This window comes from Oryzisolibacter sp. LB2S (assembly GCF_040732315.1).
Taxonomy (GTDB): domain Bacteria; phylum Pseudomonadota; class Gammaproteobacteria; order Burkholderiales; family Burkholderiaceae_C; genus Alicycliphilus; species Alicycliphilus soli.
Window position 1 is genome coordinate 2,328,389 of sequence record NZ_CP160388.1, and the last position, 20,342, is coordinate 2,348,730.

The 20,342-nt window shown below is 67.8% G+C and carries 19 protein-coding genes; 8 read left to right on the plus strand and 11 right to left on the minus strand.

Annotation, left to right across the window (positions count from 1 at the left end):
- The first annotated feature begins 16 nt into the window (after window positions 1-16).
- From ABUE11_RS10985 to ABUE11_RS10995, 3 genes are all read left to right on the plus strand, one after another.
- Entirely contained in the window at window positions 17-832 is an 816-nt protein-coding gene (locus tag ABUE11_RS10985; RefSeq protein ID WP_367065362.1) for an ABC transporter permease subunit, read from the plus strand.
- Window positions 829-1,377: a nitrous oxide reductase accessory protein NosL gene (locus ABUE11_RS10990; protein ID WP_367065363.1), complete on the plus strand. Its 549-nt coding sequence runs from the start codon at window positions 829-831 to the stop codon at window positions 1,375-1,377. Before ABUE11_RS10985 ends, ABUE11_RS10990 begins: the two co-directional genes overlap by 4 nt.
- A gap of 103 nt (window positions 1,378-1,480) precedes the next feature.
- The gene (locus ABUE11_RS10995) at window positions 1,481-2,101 is read left to right on the plus strand and encodes a nitrous oxide reductase accessory protein NosL (protein ID WP_367068805.1); all 621 of its coding nucleotides are present in this window, start codon (window positions 1,481-1,483) and stop codon (window positions 2,099-2,101) included.
- A gap of 81 nt (window positions 2,102-2,182) precedes the next feature.
- Here the strand turns inward: ABUE11_RS10995 and ABUE11_RS11000 are convergent, their stop codons facing one another.
- The 6 genes from ABUE11_RS11000 to xdhC all read right to left on the minus strand — a co-directional run bounded on the left by ABUE11_RS11000 (window position 2,183) and on the right by xdhC (window position 8,451).
- Window positions 2,183-3,622: a DEAD/DEAH box helicase gene (locus tag ABUE11_RS11000; protein WP_367065364.1), complete on the minus strand. Its 1,440-nt coding sequence runs from the start codon at window positions 3,620-3,622 to the stop codon at window positions 2,183-2,185.
- 90 nt (window positions 3,623-3,712) lie between these two features.
- The gene (locus ABUE11_RS11005; RefSeq protein ID WP_367065365.1) at window positions 3,713-4,576 is read right to left on the minus strand and encodes a neutral zinc metallopeptidase; all 864 of its coding nucleotides are present in this window, start codon (window positions 4,574-4,576) and stop codon (window positions 3,713-3,715) included.
- A 54-nt stretch (window positions 4,577-4,630) separates the two neighbouring features.
- Window positions 4,631-5,197 (minus strand): dCTP deaminase, encoded by a 567-nt coding sequence (dcd, locus tag ABUE11_RS11010; protein ID WP_367065366.1) that lies wholly within the window; start codon window positions 5,195-5,197, stop codon window positions 4,631-4,633.
- Window positions 5,198-5,309: 112 nt separating this feature from the next.
- Entirely contained in the window at window positions 5,310-6,515 is a 1,206-nt protein-coding gene (locus ABUE11_RS11015) for a urate hydroxylase PuuD (RefSeq protein ID WP_367065367.1), read from the minus strand.
- A gap of 213 nt (window positions 6,516-6,728) precedes the next feature.
- Window positions 6,729-7,541 carry a GNAT family N-acyltransferase gene (locus ABUE11_RS11020; RefSeq protein WP_367065368.1) on the minus strand — a complete coding sequence of 271 codons (813 nt, stop codon included), beginning with the start codon at window positions 7,539-7,541 and terminating at the stop codon, window positions 6,729-6,731.
- Between the two features lie 88 nt (window positions 7,542-7,629).
- Complete coding sequence (gene xdhC / locus ABUE11_RS11025; RefSeq protein ID WP_367065369.1) at window positions 7,630-8,451, minus strand: xanthine dehydrogenase accessory protein XdhC; 822 nt, start codon at window positions 8,449-8,451, stop codon at window positions 7,630-7,632.
- Between the two features lie 131 nt (window positions 8,452-8,582).
- Between xdhC and ABUE11_RS11030 the strand changes: the two genes are divergently transcribed.
- Window positions 8,583-9,029 carry a hypothetical protein gene (locus ABUE11_RS11030; RefSeq protein ID WP_367068806.1) on the plus strand — a complete coding sequence of 149 codons (447 nt, stop codon included), beginning with the start codon at window positions 8,583-8,585 and terminating at the stop codon, window positions 9,027-9,029.
- 157 nt (window positions 9,030-9,186) lie between these two features.
- On the opposite strand, the gene uraH is transcribed toward ABUE11_RS11030, so the two are convergent.
- Window positions 9,187-9,537 (minus strand): hydroxyisourate hydrolase, encoded by a 351-nt coding sequence (uraH, locus tag ABUE11_RS11035; RefSeq protein WP_367065370.1) that lies wholly within the window; start codon window positions 9,535-9,537, stop codon window positions 9,187-9,189.
- A 140-nt stretch (window positions 9,538-9,677) separates the two neighbouring features.
- Here uraH and ggt point away from each other — a divergent pair, with 140 nt between their 5' ends.
- Window positions 9,678-11,468: a gamma-glutamyltransferase gene (gene ggt, locus ABUE11_RS11040; protein WP_367065371.1), complete on the plus strand. Its 1,791-nt coding sequence runs from the start codon at window positions 9,678-9,680 to the stop codon at window positions 11,466-11,468.
- Between the two features lie 235 nt (window positions 11,469-11,703).
- Here the strand turns inward: ggt and glxR are convergent, their stop codons facing one another.
- The 3 genes from glxR to gcl all read right to left on the minus strand — a co-directional run bounded on the left by glxR (window position 11,704) and on the right by gcl (window position 15,470).
- On the minus strand, window positions 11,704-12,618 hold the full coding sequence (gene glxR / locus ABUE11_RS11045; protein WP_367065372.1) for a 2-hydroxy-3-oxopropionate reductase: 915 nt from the start codon (window positions 12,616-12,618) through the stop codon (window positions 11,704-11,706).
- 52 nt (window positions 12,619-12,670) lie between these two features.
- Window positions 12,671-13,471 (minus strand): hydroxypyruvate isomerase, encoded by an 801-nt coding sequence (gene hyi / locus ABUE11_RS11050; RefSeq protein ID WP_367065373.1) that lies wholly within the window; start codon window positions 13,469-13,471, stop codon window positions 12,671-12,673.
- 208 nt (window positions 13,472-13,679) lie between these two features.
- Window positions 13,680-15,470, minus strand: a complete 1,791-nt coding sequence (gene gcl, locus ABUE11_RS11055; RefSeq protein ID WP_367065374.1) for a glyoxylate carboligase — start codon at window positions 15,468-15,470, stop codon at window positions 13,680-13,682.
- 120 nt (window positions 15,471-15,590) lie between these two features.
- On the opposite strand from gcl, the gene ABUE11_RS11060 reads away from it, so the two are divergent.
- The 3 genes from ABUE11_RS11060 (at window position 15,591) to ABUE11_RS11070 (ending at window position 18,912) form a co-directional block, all read left to right on the plus strand.
- Entirely contained in the window at window positions 15,591-16,508 is a 918-nt protein-coding gene (locus ABUE11_RS11060) for a LysR family transcriptional regulator (protein ID WP_367065375.1), read from the plus strand.
- A gap of 404 nt (window positions 16,509-16,912) precedes the next feature.
- Window positions 16,913-17,233, plus strand: coding sequence for a DUF485 domain-containing protein (locus ABUE11_RS11065; protein ID WP_367065376.1), 321 nt, complete (start codon window positions 16,913-16,915; stop codon window positions 17,231-17,233).
- Window positions 17,233-18,912 (plus strand): cation acetate symporter, encoded by a 1,680-nt coding sequence (locus tag ABUE11_RS11070; RefSeq protein WP_367068807.1) that lies wholly within the window; start codon window positions 17,233-17,235, stop codon window positions 18,910-18,912. Before ABUE11_RS11065 ends, ABUE11_RS11070 begins: the two co-directional genes overlap by 1 nt.
- A gap of 39 nt (window positions 18,913-18,951) precedes the next feature.
- Here ABUE11_RS11070 and ABUE11_RS11075 read toward each other — a convergent pair whose 3' ends face one another.
- A complete protein-coding gene (locus tag ABUE11_RS11075) occupies window positions 18,952-20,274 on the minus strand; it encodes a glycerate kinase (protein WP_367065377.1) in 1,323 nt (440 codons plus the stop codon).
- Window positions 20,275-20,342: the final 68 nt, after the last annotated feature.

Sequence of the window (20,342 nt, forward strand, 5' to 3'; positions counted from 1 at the left end):
TCGGGTACCGCCATCCATGGAACTGACCCCTATCCTCACCGTCGCCGCCAAGGAGTTCCGCGACCGCATGCGCAACCGCTGGGTGCTGGCCGTGGCCCTGGTGTTCACCATCTTCTCGCTCGTCATCGCCTACTTCGGCGGCGCGCAGCAGGGCCAGGTGGGCTTTCGCTCCATCGAGTTCACCATCGCCAGCCTGGTCAGTCTGGTCATCTACCTGATCCCACTGATCGCCCTGCTGCTGGGCTTTGACGCCATCGTCGGCGAACGCGAGCGCGGCTCTCTCGACCTGCTGCTGGCCCTGCCGATCACGCGGCTCGAACTGCTGCTGGGCAAGTACCTGGGCCTGGCGCTGGCGCTCACGCTCTCGACCGTGGCCGGCTTTGGTCTGGTGGCCGTGCTGCTGTGGCGCCACATGAACGCCAATGCGCTGTTCCACTACGCGGGGTTCATGCTCAGCTCGGTGCTGCTGGGCCTGGCCTTTCTGAGCCTGGCGGTGCTGATCTCGGTGCTCGCGCGCGAGCGCACGCGCGCCTCGGGTCTGGCGATTGCCACCTGGTTCTTCTTCGTGCTGGTGTTCGACCTGCTGCTGCTGGGCCTGTTGGTGACCACGGGCGGACAGTTCGCGGGCGACGCCTTCGCCTGGCTGCTGCTGCTCAACCCGGCGGACGTGTTCCGCATCCTCAACGTGTTCTCGCTCGAGGACGTGCGCACCCTCTACGGCCTGGCCAGCGTGGTGCCGGCCTCGCTCGGCGACCCGCTCACCATGGGTGGCGTGATGGCCGCCTGGATCGCCCTGCCGCTCGTCCTCGCCCAATGGAGATTCAAGCCATGACCTGTTCCTGCATCACCCGCCGCCGCGCCCTGGGCCTGGCCTCCCTCGCCGCCCTGGCCTCTTCCGGCCTGCTGGCCGCCTGCGGCGACAAGGCCGCCGAGCAGCAATCGCTCGCGCCGGTGGAGATCGACCGCAGCACGAGCTGCGAGCTCGACGGCATGCTGCTCGCCGACTACCCCGGCCCCAAGGCGCAGATCCACTACGCGGGCCAGGACCGGCCGGCCTTCTTCTGCGACACCGTGGAGCTGTTCAACACCCTGCTCGCGGGCGAACAGGTGCGCCCCGTGCGCGCCGTCTATGTGCAGGACATGGGCCAGGCCAGCTGGGACGAGCCCAAGGGCCACTGGATAGACGCCAAGACCGCCATCTATGTGCTGGGCAGCAAGCGCCATGGCTCCATGGGCCCGACGATCGCCAGCTTTGCCCAGGAGGCCGACGCCACGAAGTTCGCGCAGGAATACGGCGGCAAGGTGCTGCGCTATGGCGACATCAAGCCGGGCATGGTGGACCTGAGCGGCGGCGCGCTTCACGACACGCGCATGTAGGAGCGGCCTGCCGCATCGCCCCACGTTCCATCGCACCGTATCGCAGGCAAGCCCCATGTCCACGGCCCCCCTGGCCCCTGCCCCATCGCCACAGCGCCGGCGCCTGCTGGCCCTGGGCGCGCTCGCCGGCCTGGCGGCACTGGCGAGCACGCCCTGGAGCCTGCCCGCGCTGCGCAGGGCCGTCGCGCCGCGGGAGGCGCTGCTGCCCGAGGCCGACGTCTGCATCGTCGCCCCACCCACGCCCCATGACCCGGCATCGGGCCTGGCGCCCACGGCCGCGCGCCCCATACCGCCCGACGCGCGCTGCCCGGTCTGCGGCATGTTTCCGGCGCGCTCGCGCGAATGGGCGGCGCAGATCATCTTCGACAACGGCGACGCGCATTTCTTCGACTCGCCCCTGTCGCTGTTCATGTACCTTCAGGATGTGGAGCGCTACAGCCCCGGCCGCAGCAGGGCGCGCATCGTGGCGCATTACGTGACCGACGCCGCAGAGGCCGACCAGGCCCGCTGGATAGACGCCCTGGGCGCCTACTACGTGCACGGCTCCTCGGCCCGCGGCCCCATGCGTGCGGGCAACCTGCCCGCGTTTGCCTCACGCGATGCGGCCCAGGCCTTCGCGCAGCGGCGCGGCGGCCAGGTGCTGGCGTATGGCGCCATCGACGCGGCGCTCATCACGCGGCTTGCGGGCCATGGCGGCCACAGCCACCACCCGCAAGCTCAGTAACATCAAAAACTGTAGCTGTCCGCGCTTGCCGCACGGGCGTTTCCGCCCGTTTTTATCAAAAATCGCCGGTGGCCGATGCGGTCACTGCGCCGAGGGCTCGGCCACCGGCTGAGGCGCCTTGAACAAGGCCGCCACCTTGCGCTTGGGCTTGATGTTGGCGGAGATGCTGCCGCGTGCGGTGACGGCCTTGGGCGTCACCTCCCAGCTCGGCGTGCCGGCGCCCGGGCTGGCCTCGTAGGGCTTGTCGAAGAAGGCGTCGCGCACCACGGCCGGCGCGGGGCGATAGCTGCTGCGCTCGCGGCTGCTGCGCGGCGATGCCTCGTCGCCCTCCTCGCGCCAGGCGCGGCGGCCGTCGTTGAAGCGCCCGCGCGGGCGCTCGTCCTGCAGCTCCAGCGGCTCGAGCTCGATCTTCTTCTTGATGAGCTTTTCGATGTCGGCCACCAGGCGCGTGTCACCGCTGCCCACCAGCGTGACGGCCAGGCCCGAGGCGCCGGCGCGCCCCGTGCGGCCGATGCGGTGCACATAGTCCTCGGCGTTGAACGGCACGTCATGGTTGAACACGGCGGGCACATCCTTGATGTCCAGGCCGCGCGCGGCCACGTCCGTGCACACGAGCAGGTCCACCTCGCCGGCCTTGAAGGCGTCCAGGGCCTTGAGGCGCTCGTCCTGGCTCTTGTCGCCGTGCAGCGCGGCCGTCCTCAGGCCGTCGCGCTCGAGCGCGCGCGCCAGGCGGGCGCAGCCGAGCTTGCTGTTGACGAAGATGAAGGCCTGGCGTATCTCGCGCTCCTTGACGATCTTGCGGATCGCACGGCGCTTGTCGTCGTCCTGCACGCTGAAAAAGCGCTGCTCGACGGTGGAGGCCGTCTCGTTGGGCCGCGCCACCTCGATGGTGACCGGGTCCTGCAGATAGCTCGAGGCCAGGCGCTTGATCTCGGGCGAGAAGGTGGCCGAGAACAGCAGCGTGGTGCGGCTCTTGGGCAGGTAGGACAGGATGCGCTGCAGATCGGGCAGAAAGCCGATGTCGAGCATGCGGTCGGCCTCGTCGAGCACCACGTACTCAACCTGGTTGAGCACGGCGTTCCTGGCCTCGATGTGGTCGAGCAGGCGCCCGGGCGTGGCCACGAGCACCTCGACGCCTTTTTTGAGCTCGAGCGTCTGCGGCTTCATGTCCATGCCGCCGAAGACGACGGTGCTGCGCAGCTTGGTGTACTTGGCGTAGAGCGCGATCTGTTGCGCCACCTGATCGGCAAGCTCGCGCGTGGGCAGCAGCACCAGCGCGCGCACCGGGTGGCGCGCGGGCGATGCCGAGCTGTTCTCGTGCCTGAGCAGGCGCTGCAAGAGCGGCAGCGAGAACGCCGCCGTCTTGCCGGTGCCGGTCTGCGCCGCGCCCATCACGTCCTTGCCGGTCAGCACTACAGGGATCGCCTGCGCCTGGATCGGAGTCATGTTCTCGTAGCCCATATCGGCTACGGCGCGCTTGAGCGGTTCGGCCAGCGCTAGGGTGGAGTACGGTTGTGTCATGAAGCCGCTATTGTCGCATTGCAGCGCAACATGGCCATGGGCCGCGCCAACTTGCGGCCCATGGATGGGGTCGGTCGGCCCTGGCGAGCGCTACAGCGCCTGGGCGCTGAAGGTGTCGCACGCGCGCACGCTGCCGGTCTTGAGCCCCTGCGTGAACCAGCGCACGCGCTGGGCGCTCGAGCCGTGGGTGAAGGCATCGGGGCGCACGGTGCCGGTCTGCTGGCGCTGCAGCGTGTCGTCGCCGATCTGCTCGGCGGCGTTGATGGCCGATTCGATGTCGCTCTCGTCCAGCCAGTTCTTGGCCTGCTGCGAGTGGTGGGCCCAGACGCCGGCGTAGCAGTCGGCCTGCAGCTCCAGGCGCACGGACAGGGCGTTCTGCTCGCGCTGGCTCACGCGCCCGCGCATGCTGTCGACCTTGCCCGTGGCGCCCAGCAGGGTCTGCACATGGTGGCCGACCTCGTGGGCGATGACATAGGCGCGCGCAAATTCACCCGGCGCGCCGAGCTGGCGGCTCATGGTGTCGAAGAAGTCCATGTCCAGGTAGACCTTGTGGTCGCCCGGGCAGTAGAACGGCCCCATGGCGCTTTGCCCCGTGCCGCAGGCCGTGGGCGTGGCGCCGCGATAGAGCACCAGCTTGGGCTCGCGGTACTGCGCCCCACCCTGGCGGAAGATCTGGCCCCACACGTCCTCGGTCGAGGCCAGCACGGTGGAGACAAAGGCTGCCTGGCGGTCCCCCTCGGGCGGGCGCTGGGCCGGCGCCTGCTGCACCTGGGGCGCGTCGCCGCCCGACAGCAGGCCTATGGTGGTCAGCGGGTTGATACCGAACACGCCCCAGCCGATCAGCGCGATGACCACCGTGCCAATGCCGATGGAGCGCCCGCCGCCGAAGCCGCCACCACCGCCGCTGCGGCGATCCTCGACATTGTCCGATTCGCGGTTGCCTTCCCATTTCATAGGATCGCTCCAATGCGCATGGCGCGTCAGGGGTGGAGAACTGTCGGCCGAGTGTCAGGCCTTGGGCAGGGTCACGCCATGCTGGCCCTGGTACTTGCCCTTGCGGTCGCGGTAGCTCACCGCGCATTCCTCGTCGCCCTGGAAGAACAGCACCTGGGCGCAGCCCTCGCCGGCGTAGATCTTGGCGGGCAGCGGCGTGGTGTTGGAAAACTCCAGCGTCACATAGCCCTCCCACTCGGGCTCAAACGGCGTGACGTTGACGATGATGCCGCAGCGCGCGTAGGTGCTTTTGCCCAGGCACACGGTGAGCACGTCGCGCGGGATGCGGAAGTACTCCATGGTGCGCGCGAGCGCAAAGCTGTTGGGCGGGATGATGCAGTGGTCACCCTCGAAGTCGACGAAGCTCTTTTCGTCGAAGTTCTTCGGGTCCACCACGGTGCTGTGGATGTTGGTGAAGACCTTGAATTCACGCGCGCAACGGATGTCGTAGCCGTAGCTGCTGGTGCCATAGCTGATGATCTTCTTGCCGTCGGCCTCGCGGATCTGGCCGGGCTCGAAGGGCTCGATCATGCCGTGCTGCTCGGCCATGCGGCGGATCCATTTGTCGCTTTTGATGCTCATGGGTAAAGACTCCTGGCATGCATTCTATCGAGCCGCCGAGAAAGCTCCTAAAAAAATAGCTGTCAGCGCTTTATTCATAGGCGCTGACAGCGATTTTTACCCATGATCCACATCAAGGCGTGACCGGGGCGCCACCTTCATACCAGCGTTTGAAGGTATCGACTTCCTCGCTGGAGAGCGCGCCCGGGTTGCCAAACGGCATCTTGCGCAGCTGCACCACCTGCTGGTAGACCTGCTGGGCGTGGCTCTTGACGTCCTCGGGCGTGTCGAACTTCACGTTCTTCTGCGCCACGGTGTTGGCGCTGTGGCACACCATGCAGTGCTTCTCCATGATGGCGTGCACCTGGGCATAGCCGGCGGCCGGCGCCTGTGCCGCGATGGCAGCCTGCGGTGCGGGCTTGAGCCAGGCCAGCACAGCCAGCAGCACCACTACGCCCACGGTGGCATAGGGCCAGGGGTGGGCGTTGCGCCCCAGCTTGAAGCCATGGCGCATGACGAAGAACTGGCGAATCGCCGCGCCGGCGAACATCATGAGGATCAGCACCAGCCAGTTCTGTCCATGGTTGTAGAGCCAGCCATAGTGGTTGGACAGCATGGCAAACAGCACCGGCAGCGTTAAATAGGTGTTGTGCACGCTGCGCTGCTTGCCGCGCTTGCCGTGGATGGGGTCCACGGGCTGGCCGGCCTTGAGCGCAGCCACCACCTTGCGCTGGCCCGGAATGATCCAGAAGAACACATTTGCGCTCATCGACGTCGCGAGCATGGCGCCCATGAGCAGGAAGGCCGCCTGGCCCGGGAAGATGCGGCAGGCCAGCCACGCCGCGATGCACACCAGCACCAGCACCAGCGCACCCACGATGGCGTCGCCGTTGTCCCTCTGGCCGAAGACGCGGCAGATGGCGTCGTACAGCAGCCAGAACACCACGAGGAAGGCCAGTGCCGCCACGATGGCCATGGCCGGAGACATCAGCGGATTGCTCGGGCTCACCAGATAGATGCCGGCATTCCACAGGTAGGACACGGTAAGCAGCGCAAAGCCGCTGAGCCAGGTGGTGTAGCTCTCCCAGTAGAACCAGTGCAGATGGTCGGGCAGCTTCGGCGGCGAGACGTTGTACTTGACCGGGTGGTAGAACCCGCCGCCATGCACGGCCCAGAGCTCGCCGGTCACGCCGTCGCGCCTGAGGTTTTCATCGACGGGCGGCGTGAGGCTGCTGTCGAGAAACACGAAATAGAACGAGGAGCCCACCCAGGCGATCGCGGTGATGACATGCAGCCAGCGCAGCAGCAGATTGGCCCAGTCCAGAAGATAGCTTTCCATGATGCTTCCACCTCGGCGCCCCGCGCGGGGCGCCAGCCAAGCTGCTCACCACTGCGGGTGCTCTGAGCAGGAAACAATGGGCCGCGCACCTTGGCATGAAGCTACCGGGACACCGCTGCGACCAACTTTGTGGACACGAAGTGTATGCACTTTTTGCCGCAGCCACCACGCACGCCGATCCGGGATTACCCGAGGCCGGCCCGGATCTAACCGTCAGTCGCCCAGGAAATGCCTGCGGTAGCGTGGCGGCAGGTCGGCCAGGCGCAGCATGATGGGCAGGTCGGCCGAGTTGAAGTCCGGGTCCCAGGCGGGCGCGCCCAGCACCTTGGCGCCCAGGCGCAGATAGCCCTTGATCAGCGCCGGGGGCTCGACCGGCGGCAGCGACGGCTCCCTGTCCACCGGCAGGGGCAGACGCGGCCGCACATGGTGTTCGATGGGCGCCATATGGGTCTGGCGCAGCTGATGCCAGATGCTCACCGCCGCGTCGCCGCTCATCACGCCGTTGTGCACCATGGGGATGCTGGCGCAGCCGATCATGGTGTCGAGGCCGTTGCGCGCCATGAAGTCACCCAGCGCCCCCCACAGGGCCATGATCACGCCGCCATGGCGATGCGCGGCATGCACGCAGCTGCGGCCCAGCTCCACCATGCGCGGGCGCAGGTCGCGCAGGCGCGTCAGGTCGAACTCGGTGTCGCTGTAGGTGCTGCCCACGCGCCTGGCCTGGGCGGGGGTGAGCACGCGGTAAGTTCCGACGACCTGGCCGCTCGCCACGTCGCGCACCAGCAGGTGTTCGCAGAAGTCATCGAACAGATCGATGTCGTGACCCGGCACCTGGCATGGCAACTGGGCACCCATCTCGCCGGCAAAGACCGCATGGCGCAGGCGCTGGGCCTCGCGCACCTCGTCCTGATGACGGGCCCAGGCCACGGCAATGCCCGCGCTCTTGCCGCTGGCCTGTGCCTCTTTGGGGGCGGTGATGACGCCGGCAGCCGGCGAAGGCATCAAAAGCGGGATTGACTCGGACATGGCAACTCCTTGACTCGGGGTTGCCAGCAAGTGTGGGCGGCCGGGATGACGCCCCGATGTCAGAAGCGCGTCGATTCGATGACGCGCTCTATCCGAGCCGCTGCAGCAGCTGCGCCGCCACGGCCACGGCGATGACCTCTGGCTCCTTGCCGGTGATGCCCGGCAGGCCGATCGGGCAGGTCACCTGCGCGAGCTCGGCGTCGGAGAACCCGCGCGCCTGCAGGCGGTGGCGAAAGGTCGCCCATTTGGTGCGGCTGCCGATCAGGCCGATGAAGCGCAGGTCGCCTTGGGCGCGCTGGCGCGTGAGGCAGGCGGCGACGATGTCCAGGTCCTCCGCATGGCTGAAGCTCATGATGAGCACCATGGACTGCGGCGCCAGCGTGGGCACGGCGGCCTGTACCGGGTCCGAGTGCTCGCACAGGGTGTCGGCATCGACCTGCGCCGGAAACACGCCGTCGCGGCTGTCTATCCAGTGCAGCGCAAACGGCAGCGGCGCGAGCACGCGCGAGAGCGCATGACCCACATGCCCGCCGCCGAACAGGGCCACCGGATGCAGCCGGGGCGCGAGGCGCTCGCGCAGCCGGGGCGCGTCCGCGGCCGTCACGCATTCAAAGCGCAGATGCACCACACCGCCGCAGCATTGGCCCAGGCTCGGCCCCAGCGCCTGGCGCAGCACGCTCGCGCGCGCCGGCCGGCCCGCCAGGTGGTCGGCCAGGCGCTCGCGCGCCTCCTGCATGGCCTGCAGCTCCAGATGGCCGCCGCCTATGGTGCCCAGGGGCTCGTCCATGTCGGCGCACACGGCCATCCAGGCGCCGCTCTCGCGCGGCACCGAGCCTTGGGTAGACTCCACCGTCACCAGGCAGACGCTCTGCGTCTGTATGCGCTCGAGCAAGCGATTCAATACCTTCACCGGCAACCACCTTCCCCCTGTACGGCGCGCCACCAGGCTGCGCCGTGGATACCGCGATACACACCATGACCTCCACATCCGATCCCGCCGGCCGCGCCCGCAGGCGCCCCTGGTGGCAACCCGCGGGCCTCATGGCCCTGGTGGCAGCCATTGTGGCCGCATGCAAGTCCGGCCCGCCCGCACCCTCGCCCCAGGACGCGCAGCCACCGGCGGCCAGTCCCAGCGCCGCCCCGCGCAGCTCGGCCGCGGGCACGCCACGCGCCTACCGCCAGGACGCGGCGCGCCATCTCTACGCGCACAACGCGCAGCGCATTTACCAGGGCAAGCTGCCGCCGCTTCTCTACGCCATCGGCGTGCTCGAGGTCGACATAGACCGCAGCGGCCGCGTGACGGCGCTGCGCTGGATGCGCGCGCCGCGCCATGCGCCCGAGGTGGTCCGGGAGATCGAGCGCACCGTGCGCGCCGCCGCGCCCTTTCCGGTGCCCGCACGCATGCAGCGCGTGACCTACACCGACACCTGGCTGTGGGACAAGTCCGGGCATTTCCAGCTCGACACGCTCACCGAAGGCCAACATTGAAGCATCCCCCTGTGGCGCTGCGCGCCTTCCCCCTTCTCTCGCGCTGCGCGCGGGAAGGGGGACGCCACCCGTGCTGCGGGGCGGCCCTTGCACGGCGGCCCTCGCTTGGGTCGCGCCAGTGTCATGGGTGGGCTGCCGGCAATGGCCTGACAGAAATTCAGGAGCCCCGGTAGGTGGAATAGCTCCAAGGGCTGACCAGCAGCGGCACGTGGTAATGCTGGTCGGCATGGGCCACGCCGAAGTCCAGGCTCACGCGGTCCAGAAAGGTCGGCTCGGGCAGCAGCACGCCCTTGGCCTTGAAATACGCGGCGACGTCGAACGTCAGCCGGTAGGTGCCTGTGCGCAGGCTGGCGTTGTCGAACAGCGGCGCGTCGGTGCGCCCGTCGTGGTTGAGCACCAGGCGCTTGATCAGCGTGGCCCGCTCGCCCTCGGTTGAATAGAGCGCAACAGCCATGCCCGCCGCGGGGCAGCCGTGCATGGTGTCCAGTACGTGGGTGCTAAGGCCCATGGGTGTCTCCTGAAACATTGGCGGCGCCGGAGCAGATGACTCCGGTCGGTCGAAGAAAGTGTATACACATTTTGTGTGCGCTTGTCATCGGACAAGGCCGCGTTTACCCTGCAGCCCATTTCCAACCGCAGGAGACCTCGATGCAACTTCGTTCCACCGCGTTGGCGGCCAGCCTGGCCCTGGCCCTGGCCAGCCTGGTTGCGTGCAGCAGCCCGCAATCGCCATCCGCCCCATCGGTACAGGCTCCGGCCACGGCACAGAGCGGCGCCGCCCAGGCCGCCGCCGCGGCCTATGACTTCGACATGGACGTGTTCCACCCGGTGGCTGCCAAAAACGGCATGGTGGCCAGCGAACAGGAGCTGGCCTCGCGCATCGGCCTGGACGTGCTCAAGGCCGGGGGCAACGCCGTGGACGCCGCCGTGGCCATGGGCTTTGCGCTGGCCGTGGCCCTGCCCAACGCGGGCAACATCGGCGGCGGCGGCTTCATGATGGTGCACGACGCCAGGACGGGCAAGAGCGTGGCGCTGGACTTCCGCGAGGTCGCCCCCTCCAGGGCCACGCGCGACATGTATCTCGACGCCCAGGGCAAGGTGATAGACGGCAAGTCGCTCTACACCCACTACGCCGTGGGCGTGCCTGGCACCGTGGCCGGCATGGAGCATGCGCTCAAGAAATGGGGCACGCTGCCGCTGTCCAAGGTCGTGGCACCGGCCGCAGAGCTGGCCGACAAGGGCTTTCCGGTCAGCGAGACCCTGGCCAAGATCCTGCAGCAGGAAAAGAAGAACATGGGCCGCTGGCCCGCCACCCAGGCCATCTTCTGGAAGAACGGCGCGCCGCTCCAGCAGGGCGACATGCTGTTGCAGAAGGATCTGGCGCAGTCGCTGCGCCTGATCGGCGAGCAGGGCGCAAAGGCCTTCTATGAGGGTGCGATCGCGCAGAAGATTGCCGCCGAGATGGCGCCGCACGCGGGCGCCATCTCGCTGCAGGATTTGAAGAACTACAAGGTGGTCGAGCGCGAGCCGGTGCGCGGCAGCTACCGCGGCTACCAGATCGTGACCATGCCGCCGCCGTCCTCGGGCGGCGCGCACCTGATCCAGATCCTGAACATGATGGAGCGCTGGCCCATGAACCAGTGGGGCGCCAACAGCGCCAGAAGCATCCACCACATGGCCGAGGGCATGAAGCTGGCCTACGCCGACCGCGCCGAGTACCTGGGCGACCCGGACTTCGTCAAGGTCCCGCTCAAGGGCCTGACCAGCAAGCGCTACGCGGACGAGCTCGCCGCCACCATCGCGCCCACCCAGGCGCGCGCGGCCAAGGACATCAAGCCCGGCAAGCCCCAGCCCTACGAGAGCGACCAGACCACGCATTACTCGGTGGTGGACAAGGCCGGCAATGCCGTGGCCGTGACCTATACGCTGAACACCAACTTCGGCAGCGGCATCGTGGCCAAGGGCACGGGCATCATGCTCAACAACGAGATGGACGACTTCTCGGCCAAGCCCGGCGTCGCCAATGCCTACGGCCTCGTAGGTGGCGACGCCAACGCCGTGGCGCCGGGCAAGCGCCCGCTGTCGTCGATGACGCCGACCATCGTGCTCAAGGACGGCAAGCCCTGGCTGGTGACCGGCAGCCCCGGCGGCGCGCGCATCATCACCACGGTGCTGCAGACGGTGGTCAACACCATAGACTTCGGCATGAACCCCGCCGAGGCCGCGGCCACGCCGCGCTTTCACCACCAGTGGACACCCGACGAGCTGCGCATAGAAAAGGGCTTCAGCGCCGACACGCTGGCGCTGCTCAGGCAATGGGGCCACAACGTGGCGCTCAAGCCCAGCATGGGCCGCACGCAGACCATTCAGATCAGGGACGGCATGCTCTACGGCGCCTCCGATCCGCGCAACCCGGACGGGCAGACGCTGGGGTACTGACGGCCCTCGACAACGCAAAGGCTCACGCAACCACGCGTGTCGCCCCGTCATCCCCGCGAAGGCAGGGATCCAGGTGCTGTCCAAGGCGTTGCTTCGTCCATGCAGTGGATCCCCGCCTTCGCGGGGATGACGGCGGGTTGTGCTGGCAATGTGCTTGGTCAACCAATGGCGCTGCTTGCGCCAACGTCAAAAGGCCACGCACCAACGGATGTGGCCTTTTTCTCTGCCGAAAGGCTCAGGCCGGCGCCTTCTGGCCCACCTCGAAGTTGGCCATGGTCTCGAGCGCACGCACCATGCCCGAATGGTCCCAGGCCGCGCCGCCATGGGCCACGCAGGCATTGAACAGCTGCTGCGCCGTGGACGTGTTGGGCAGGGCCACGCCCAGCTCCCTGGCCGCGGACAGGGCCAGGTTCAGATCCTTCTGGTGCAGGGCGATGCGAAAACCCGGATCAAACGTGCGCTTGATCATGCGCTCGGCATGCACCTCGAGGATCCTGGACGAGGCAAAGCCGCCCAGCAGCGCCTCGCGCACGCGGGCCGGGTCGGCGCCGGCGCGCGAGGCGAACAGCAGGGCCTCGGCCACGGCCTCGATGTTGAGCGCCACGATGATCTGGTTGGCCACCTTGGCGGTCTGGCCGTCGCCATTGTCGCCGACCAGCGTGATGTTCTTGCCCATGGTTTCGAACAGCGGCCGCACGCGCGCAAACACCTCCTCGGGGCCGCCCACCATGATGGACAGCGTGGCGTTCTTCGCGCCCACCTCGCCGCCCGAGACCGGCGCGTCGAGGTAGCGCGCGCCCAGGGCCTCGATGCGCCGCGCAAAGTCCTTGGTGGCCACGGGCGAGATCGAGGACATGTCCACCACCACCTTGCCGCTTGCGCCCTTGAGGCCGGCGGCCACGCCATCCTCGCCGAACAGCACCTTCTCCACGTCGGGCGTGTCGGGCAGCATCAGAAAGACGATGTCGGCGCGCTCGGCCACGCCGCGCGCCGTCGTGCATTGCGTGGCACGGCTCTCGGCGATCGGGCCTGGCACCTTGCCACGCGTGTGAACGAAGAGCTGGTGGCCGGCCGCGATCAGGTGGCCGCACATGGGCGCACCCATGATGCCCAGGCCGATGAAGCCGAGCCGGAGGGGGGATGAGGTCATGGTGGAGTCTCCTTGTTGTCGTCAATTCAATATTGATAGCTGTTCGCGCTTATCAGACGGGCGCTGCAGCCATTTTTTGCCCCATTCTTTCCAGCCAGACCAGGCCGGACTCGGTGTCCGTGGCAGGCTTGTATTCGCAGCCCACCCAGCCGCCGTAGCCGATGCGGTCCAGGTGCGCGAACAGGAAGGGGAAATTGAGCTCGCCCGTGCCCGGCTCGTTGCGGCCGGGGTTGTCGGCGATCTGCACATGGCCTATGCGCGCCAGGTGCCTGTGCAGCGTGCCGGCGATCTCTCCCTCGGTGCGCTGGGCGTGGTAGATGTCGTACTGCACATAGGCGTTGTCGGCGCCGACCTCGTCGAGGATGGACAGGGCCTGGTCCGTGCGGCTCAGAAAGAAGCCCGGGATGTCGAACGGATTGATGGGCTCGATCAGCAGACGCAGGTTGGCGGCCTTGAGGGCGCTCGCGGCGTGGCGCAGATTGCTCACAAAGGTGGCGTGCGCCTGCGCCGCATCGACACCGGCCGGCACCCTGCCCGCCAGGCAGTTGAGCTGCGGCACGCCCAGGGCCGTGGCATAGCTCACGGCCCTGACGACGCCGGCGCGAAACTCCTCAACGCGCGCCGGGTCGCAGGCGATGCCGCGCTCACCCGCGTCCCAGTCACCCGCGGGCAGGTTGTGCAGCACGGCCTTCAGGCCCGTGGCATCCAGGCGCTGCCTGATCTCGGCCGCCGTGTGGGCGTAGGGAAACTGAAACTCCACGGCCTCGAACCCGGCGGCGGCAGCGCGCTCGAAGCGATCGAGAAACGGCACCTCGGTGAACAGCATGCTGAGGTTGGCGGAAAAACGGGGCATGGCAAAACTCCAGTAAAGAAAAACAAGACTCGGCTCTCGGCGGCTGTTGTTTCACGCAGCCACGGCACGCACCGCGCACCCGGCTCGTCATCCCCGCGCAAGCGGGGATCCAGCTGGCATGCAGGCGGCCAAGGCGTTGCCGCCATGGATCCCCGCTTGCGCGGGGATGACGACGGGTTGCGCGTCAACAGCAACCAATCCAACGCCATCAATCGAGCATGGCCAGCGCGCTCGGTGCGTCGGCCTTGCTGTGGGCCAGTTCCTCGAACTCGATCACATTGTCGATCTCGGTGCCCATGGAAATATTGGTCACGCGCTCGAGGATGCATTCGATGACCACCGGCGTGCGGTGCTCGGCCATCCAGGCCTGGGCCTGGCGCATGGCCGGTGCGAAGTCCTCGGGGCGGTGTACGCGTATCGCCTTGCAGCCCAGGCCCTCGACGACCTTGACATGGTCCACGCCGTAGCCGCGCGCGGCCTCGTCCTCGGCCATGTTGATATTGTCGAAGGCCAGCTGCACGCAGTAGTCGATGGAGAACGCGCGCTGCGCCTGGCGGATCAGGCCCAGATAGCTGTTGTTGACCAGCACGTGGATGTAGGGCAGCCTGAACTGCGCGCCCACGGCCAGCTCCTCGAGCATGAACTGAAAGTCATAGTCGCCCGACAGCGCGACGATGGGGCGCTTGGGGTCTGCCACGCGCACGCCCAGGGCCGCGGGCACCGTCCAGCCCAGCGGGCCGGCCTGGCCGCAGTTGATCCAGTGGCGCGGCTTGTAGACATGCAGAAACTGCGCGCCCGCGATCTGCGACAGGCCTATGGTGGAGACAAAACAGGTGTCGCGGTCCAGGTTGCGGTTCATGCACTGGTAGACGCGCTGCGGCTTCATGGGCACGTTGTCATAGTGGGTCTTGCGCAGCTGTTCGACGCTGTTCTTGCGCCCCTGGCATTCGGCCACCCAGGCCGCGCGGTCCTTGAGCAAGCCCGCAGCCTTCCATTCACGCGCCACCTCGACGAACAGCGCCAGCGCGGCGCCCGCGTCCGAGACGATGCCCAGATCGGGCGCGAAGACGCGGCCTATCTGCGTGGGCTCGATGTCCACATGCACGAACTTGCGGCCCTTGGTATAGACCTCGACCGAGCCCGTATGGCGATTGGCCCAGCGGTTGCCAATGCCGAACACGAAGTCGGACGCGAGCATGTTGGCGTTGCCGTAGCGGTGGCTGGTCTGCAGGCCGCACATGCCGACCATCAGCGGGTGGTCGTCGGGAATGCTGCCCCAGCCCATGAGCGTGGGTATCACGGGCACGTTCACGAGCTCCGCAAACTCGACCAGCAGCGCCGCGGCATCGGCATTGATGATGCCGCCGCCCGCGACGATCAGCGGACGCTCGGCCTCGTTGAGCATGTGCATGGCCTTCTCGGCCTGGGCGCGCGTGGCCGCTGGCTTGTACACGGGCAGCGGCTCGTAGGTGGCGATGTCGAACTCGATCTCGGCCAGCTGCACGTCGATGGGCAGGTCGATCAGCACCGGGCCGGGGCGGCCCGAGCGCATCAGGTGAAAGGCCTGCTGGAAGGCGCGCGGCACCTGGGCCGGCTCGAGCACCGTGGTGGCCCACTTGGTCACGCTCCTGGCAATCGTTGCAATGTCCACGGCCTGAAAGTCCTCCTTGTGCAGGCGCGCACGCGGGGCCTGGCCGGTGATGCACAGAATCGGGATGGAGTCGGCGCTGGCCGAATACAGGCCGGTGATCATGTCGGTGCCGGCCGGGCCGCTCGTGCCTATGCACACGCCGATGTTGCCGGCCACGGCGCGCGTGTAGCCCTCGGCCATGTGGCTTGCGCCCTCGACATGGCGCGCCAGGATATGGGCGATGCCGCCGTGCTCCTTCATCGCCGCGTACAGCGGATTGATGGCGGCGCCGGGCACGCCGAAGGCGACGCTCACGCCCTCCTTTTCCAGCACGCGGACCGCGGCCTCGATCGCTTTCATTCTTGCCATGGTTTGTCTCCTTGAAGTGGAGACAACTGTAGAAAACTGTCCGCAGCAGCGGAAGGCGGGCGCGGACCATAAAATTTATTCCCCACAGGAATGAACAACGAATGGACAAGGAGACCGGCCATGGACAGGCTCGATGCCATGCAGATGTTTGTGCGCGTGGTGGAGACCGGCAGCTTCACACGCGTGGCGCAGGAGTTCGCCACCACCCAGCCCACGGTGACCAAGCAGATCGCGGCCATGGAGGCGCGCCTGAAGGTGCGCCTCTTGAACCGCAACACGCGCGGCGTGAGCCTGACCGAGCCCGGCACGCTGTACTACGAGAAGTGCAAGGCCATCGTGAACGACGTGGCCGAGGCCGAGAGCGTGGTGCAGGTGCGCCAGCATCAGGTGCACGGCCAGCTGCGCATAGGCAGCTCGGTGGCCTTCGGGCGGCGCGTGGTGATTCCGCTGGCGCTCGAGTTCATGCAGCACAACCCGCAGGTCGAGGTGGATCTGAGCTTCGAGGATCGCTACACCGACCTCGTGGCCAATGGCATCGACGTGGCGCTGCGCCTGGGTAAGCTGGCCGACTCGTCGCTGGGCGCGCGCACCCTGGGCGTGAACCCCTGGGTGCTCGTGGCCTCGCCGCAGTACCTGAAGAAGCACGGCACGCCGCGCCGCCCCTCGGACCTGAAGGACCACGCCACGCTGATCTACAGCAGCGTGCAGGGCAACGATGTCTGGCGCCTGCGGGGCGCCAGCGGCGAGGCCGTGTCCGTGCCCGTGACGGGGCGGCTGCGCTCGAACAATCTCTCGGCCCTGCTGGCCGCGGCGCGCGCACACATGGGCATTGCCGCCCTGCCCTGCTATGTGGCGCACGAGTCGATCCGGGCCGGGCGTGTGGTGGAGTTGCTCAAGACCTGCCGCCTGCCCGAGCAGGAGATCCACGCCGTCTACCCCTCACCGCGCCTGGTGCCGCAGAAGGTCCAGGCATTCATCGCATTCCTGCAGGGGCGCTTTGACAAGGACTGGTGGGAGAGCCTGCCCAGGGGCGGATAGACGGCTCGCGAAGACTCGCCCAGCCATTGCCGTTGCGCCCGCGCGCAGTGCCCGCGTCAGCCACGGTCGCACAGCGCAGTCATCCCAGCGAGGCCTGCCGCCATTCCCGTGCAGCCACCGTCATCCCCGTGTAGCCACCGTCATCCCCGTATAGCCACCGTCATCCCCGTATAGCCACCGTCATCCCCGCGCAAGCGGGGATCCATGCGTGACCCATGCGGCTGGATGTGCCGATGGATCCCCGCCTGCGCGGGGATGACGGGCCTGCGAAGTCACGCGCAAAAGAATTGCCGCCGATGCCACGCTGTAAGTCTTGCTACAGGCTCGCTTCCTAGAATCCGCCCGCCAAATGCTGCACTGCACAATTTCGTGCGCGGCGGGCCATAACGATGGAGAGAGCCTCAATGTCCAACCCCCTGTACGAACACATCAAGCGCGACCCGCGCTACGCCGCGCTGGTGCGCGACCGCAGCCGCTACGCGGCCACACTGGCGCTGCTGGTCATCGCCGCCTTCTTTGGCTTTGTGCTGCTCGTGGCCTTCATGCCGCAGGTGATCGCCACGCGCCTGTTCGAGGGCAGCAACCTCACGCTGGGCATTGCCCTGGGGTTCTCGCAGTTCGTGTTCTTCTGTCTGCTCACCTGGTTCTACGTGCGCCGCGCCAACACCGACTTTGACGCGCGCAACGCCCAGATCGTCGCCGACGCCCTCAAGAAAGCCGCATGATGCAACGCCACCTCACCCTTGCAGGCCGCGCTCTGGCGGCCCTGTCCCTGCTGCTGCCCGCGCTGGCCGCAGCCGCGCCCGACCTGGGCGCCACGCAGAAACAACCGCTGAACTGGCACGCCATCGGCATGTTCTTCGTCTTCGTGCTGATGACGCTGGGCATCACCTACTGGGCCGCCGGGCGCTCCAAGTCGGCGTCCGACTTCTACACGGCGGGCGGCGGCATCACCGGCAAGCAGAACGGCCTGGCGATCGCCGGTGACTTCATGTCGGCGGCCACGCTGCTGGGTCTGACGGCCATGATCTATGGCGACGGTGTCGATGGCTACATCTACATGGTGGCCTTCTTCGTCGGCTGGCCCATCATCCTGTTCCTCATGGCCGAGCGGCTGCGCAACCTGGGCAAGTTCACGTTTGCCGACATCACGGCCTACCGCCTGAGCCAGGGCCCGGTGCGCACCATGGCGGCCGTGAGCTCGCTCACCGTGGTGTGCTTCTACCTGGTGGCGCAGATGGTCGGCGCGGGCCAGCTCATCAAGCTGCTGTTCGGCCTGGACTACAACGTGGCCCTGGTCGTGGTCGGCGTGCTGATGATGGTCTACGTGATCTTCGGCGGCATGGTCGCCACCACCTGGGTGCAGATCATCAAGGCCTGCATGCTGCTCGCGGGCGGCACGGCCATCATGCTGCTGGCGTTCTCGCAGTTCGGCTTCAGCTTTGAAACCCTGACGACCAAGGCCATGGAGGTGCACAAGCTGGGCGCCAACATGCTCTCGCCCGGCAAGCTGCTGGCCGACCCGGTCACGGCCATCTCCATGGGCCTGGGCCTGATGTTCGGCATCGCCGGGCTGCCCCACATCCTGATGCGCTTCTTCACCGTGACCAACGCGCAGGAGGCACGCAAGTCGGTGTTCTACGCCTCGGGCATCATCGCCTTCTTCTTCAACGTGATCGCCATCATGGGCCTGAGCGCCATCGTGCTGGTGGGCACCAACCCCGAGTTCTTCGAGGGCGGCCAGGTGGGCGGCAAGCTCATCGGCGGCGGCAACATGGTGGCGCTGCACCTGGCCAAGGCCGCGGGCGGCAACCTGCTGCTGGGCTTCCTCTCGGCCGTGGCCTTTGCCACCATCCTGGCCGTGGTCGCGGGCCTGGCGCTGGCCGGGGCCTCGGCCATCTCGCACGACCTGTATGCGCGCGTGATCATGAAGGGCAAGGCCAGCGAGGCCAAGGAGATCCGCGTGTCAAAAATAGCCACCCTGTGCCTGGGCGTGGTGGCCGTGCTGCTGGGCATGGCGTTCGAGAAGATGAACGTGGCCTTCATGGTGGCCCTGGCATTTGGCGTGGCCTCCTGCGCCAACTTCCCGGTGCTGCTCATGTCCATGTACTGGAAGGGCCTGACCACACGCGGCGCGCTCGCCGGCGGCTACACGGGCCTGATCAGCTCGGTGCTGTTCGTGCTGTTCTCCAAGTCGGTGTGGGTCGATGTGCTGGGCAATGCCGCCCCGCTCTTCCCCTACACGCAGCCCGCGCTGTTCGCCATGCCGCTGGCCTTCCTCGCGATCTACGTGTTCTCCAAGCTCGACAGCAGCGCCCAGGCCCAGCAGGAGCGCCTGGCGTTTGACGACCAGTACGTGCGCGCCCAGACCGGCGTGGGCGCCGCCAGCGCGGCCGCGCACTGAGCGTGCCAGCCCCCGGCGGCGCGGACCAGCGCCCCGGGGCTACAGAATCAACAGCGCGCGAAAGTCGTTGACATTGGTGTTCGTCGGCCCGGTGAACACCAGATCGCCCAGCGGCTCGAAGAAGCCATAGGCATCGTTGCGGTCCAGATGGTCTGCGATGCGCAGCCCCCGGGCCGCGGCGCGCGCCAGCGTGTCGGGCGCGACGCGCGCGCCGGCGTTGTCCTCCACGCCGTCTATGCCGTCGGTGTCGGCCGCCAGCGCCCACACCCCCTGCTGGCCCTGCAGCGCCTGGGCCAGGCCCATGCAGAACTCACCCGCGCGCCCGCCGCGCCCCTTGGGCGCACCAGGCTGGCGTGGACGAATGCTTACCGTGGTCTCGCCGCCCGAGAGGATCACGCAGGGGCGCGCAAAGGGCTGGCCGCGCCGGGCCACGGCGCGCGCGAGCGCCGCATGCACCTTGCCCACCTCGCGCGATTCGCCCTCGATCTCGTCGGACAGCACATGGGCCGCGACGCCGGCCGCACGCGCCGCCTCGGCCGCGGCCTCGAGCGACTGCTGGGGCGTGGCGATCAAGTGCACCTCATGGCCGGCAAGGCGCGCGTCGCCCGGCTTGGGCGTCTCCAGCGTCCCGGCCTCGAGCGCGGCGCGCACGGCCGCAGGCACAGCGATCCGGTAGCGGTCCAGAATGGCCAGCGCATCGGCGCAGCTGCTCGCATCGGGCACCGTGGGGCCGCTCGCGATGACGGAGGGGTCGTCGCCCGGCACGTCGCTGATGGTCAGCGTGACCACGCGGGCCGGATGACAGGCCGCGGCCAGGCGTCCGCCCTTGATGCGCGAGAGATGCTTGCGCACGCAGTTCATCTCGCCAATCGCCGCACCGCTTTCCAGCAACGCCTGGTTGATGCGCTGCTTCTCGGCCAGGTCCAGGCCCTCTGCCGGCAAGGTCAGCAGCGCCGAGCCACCGCCCGAGATCAGACACAGCACGAGGTCGTCCTCGGTCAGCCCCTGGGTCAGCGCCAGCATGCGCTCGGCCGCCGCCAGGCCCGCGGCGTCGGGCACGGGGTGGGCCGCCTCGACAAGCTCTATGCGCTGCGCCAGGCCTTCAGGGCGCGGCGGAATATGGTGGTAGCGCGTGACCACCAGGCCCGACAGCGGCGCGTCCTGCGGCCACAGTGCCTCGAGTGCCTGGGCCATGGAGCCGCCCGCCTTGCCCGCACCCAGCACCAGGGTGCGGCCCTTCGGAACCGGCGGCAGATGCCGCGCCATGCTGTGCAGCGGCTGGGCGCGCTGCACGGCAATGCGAAAGAGCTCCAGCAAAAAGGCCTGCGGGTCTGCGCCGGGCGGCGTTGGGGTCGCGGTCATGGTGTCTCCTGAAGGGCGGGACTCTGGCATGACACGCCAGCCCCTACACCCATTGTCGGTTTACAAAA

Bases quoted from the DNA above. Each gene is read 5' to 3' on its own strand.
- hyi (WP_367065373.1), bottom strand. From the start codon at position 13,471: ATGCCCCGTTTTTCCGCCAACCTCAGCATGCTGTTCACCGAGGTGCCG.
- ABUE11_RS11020 (WP_367065368.1), bottom strand. From the start codon at position 7,541: ATGTCCGAGTCAATCCCGCTTTTGATGCCTTCGCCGGCTGCCGGCGTC.
- ABUE11_RS11015 (WP_367065367.1), bottom strand. From the start codon at position 6,515: ATGGAAAGCTATCTTCTGGACTGGGCCAATCTGCTGCTGCGCTGGCTG.
- ggt (WP_367065371.1), top strand. From the start codon at position 9,678: ATGCAACTTCGTTCCACCGCGTTGGCGGCCAGCCTGGCCCTGGCCCTG.
- ABUE11_RS11070 (WP_367068807.1), top strand. From the start codon at position 17,233: ATGCAACGCCACCTCACCCTTGCAGGCCGCGCTCTGGCGGCCCTGTCC.
- uraH (WP_367065370.1), bottom strand. From the start codon at position 9,537: ATGGGCCTTAGCACCCACGTACTGGACACCATGCACGGCTGCCCCGCG.
- glxR (WP_367065372.1), bottom strand. From the start codon at position 12,618: ATGACCTCATCCCCCCTCCGGCTCGGCTTCATCGGCCTGGGCATCATG.
- dcd (WP_367065366.1), bottom strand. From the start codon at position 5,197: ATGAGCATCAAAAGCGACAAATGGATCCGCCGCATGGCCGAGCAGCAC.
- ABUE11_RS11005 (WP_367065365.1), bottom strand. From the start codon at position 4,576: ATGAAATGGGAAGGCAACCGCGAATCGGACAATGTCGAGGATCGCCGC.
- gcl (WP_367065374.1), bottom strand. From the start codon at position 15,470: ATGGCAAGAATGAAAGCGATCGAGGCCGCGGTCCGCGTGCTGGAAAAG.
- ABUE11_RS11030 (WP_367068806.1), top strand. From the start codon at position 8,583: ATGGCCCTGGTGGCAGCCATTGTGGCCGCATGCAAGTCCGGCCCGCCC.
- ABUE11_RS10990 (WP_367065363.1), top strand. From the start codon at position 829: ATGACCTGTTCCTGCATCACCCGCCGCCGCGCCCTGGGCCTGGCCTCC.
- ABUE11_RS10985 (WP_367065362.1), top strand. From the start codon at position 17: ATGGAACTGACCCCTATCCTCACCGTCGCCGCCAAGGAGTTCCGCGAC.
- ABUE11_RS11075 (WP_367065377.1), bottom strand. From the start codon at position 20,274: ATGACCGCGACCCCAACGCCGCCCGGCGCAGACCCGCAGGCCTTTTTG.
- ABUE11_RS11000 (WP_367065364.1), bottom strand. From the start codon at position 3,622: ATGACACAACCGTACTCCACCCTAGCGCTGGCCGAACCGCTCAAGCGC.
- ABUE11_RS11060 (WP_367065375.1), top strand. From the start codon at position 15,591: ATGGACAGGCTCGATGCCATGCAGATGTTTGTGCGCGTGGTGGAGACC.
- ABUE11_RS11065 (WP_367065376.1), top strand. From the start codon at position 16,913: ATGTCCAACCCCCTGTACGAACACATCAAGCGCGACCCGCGCTACGCC.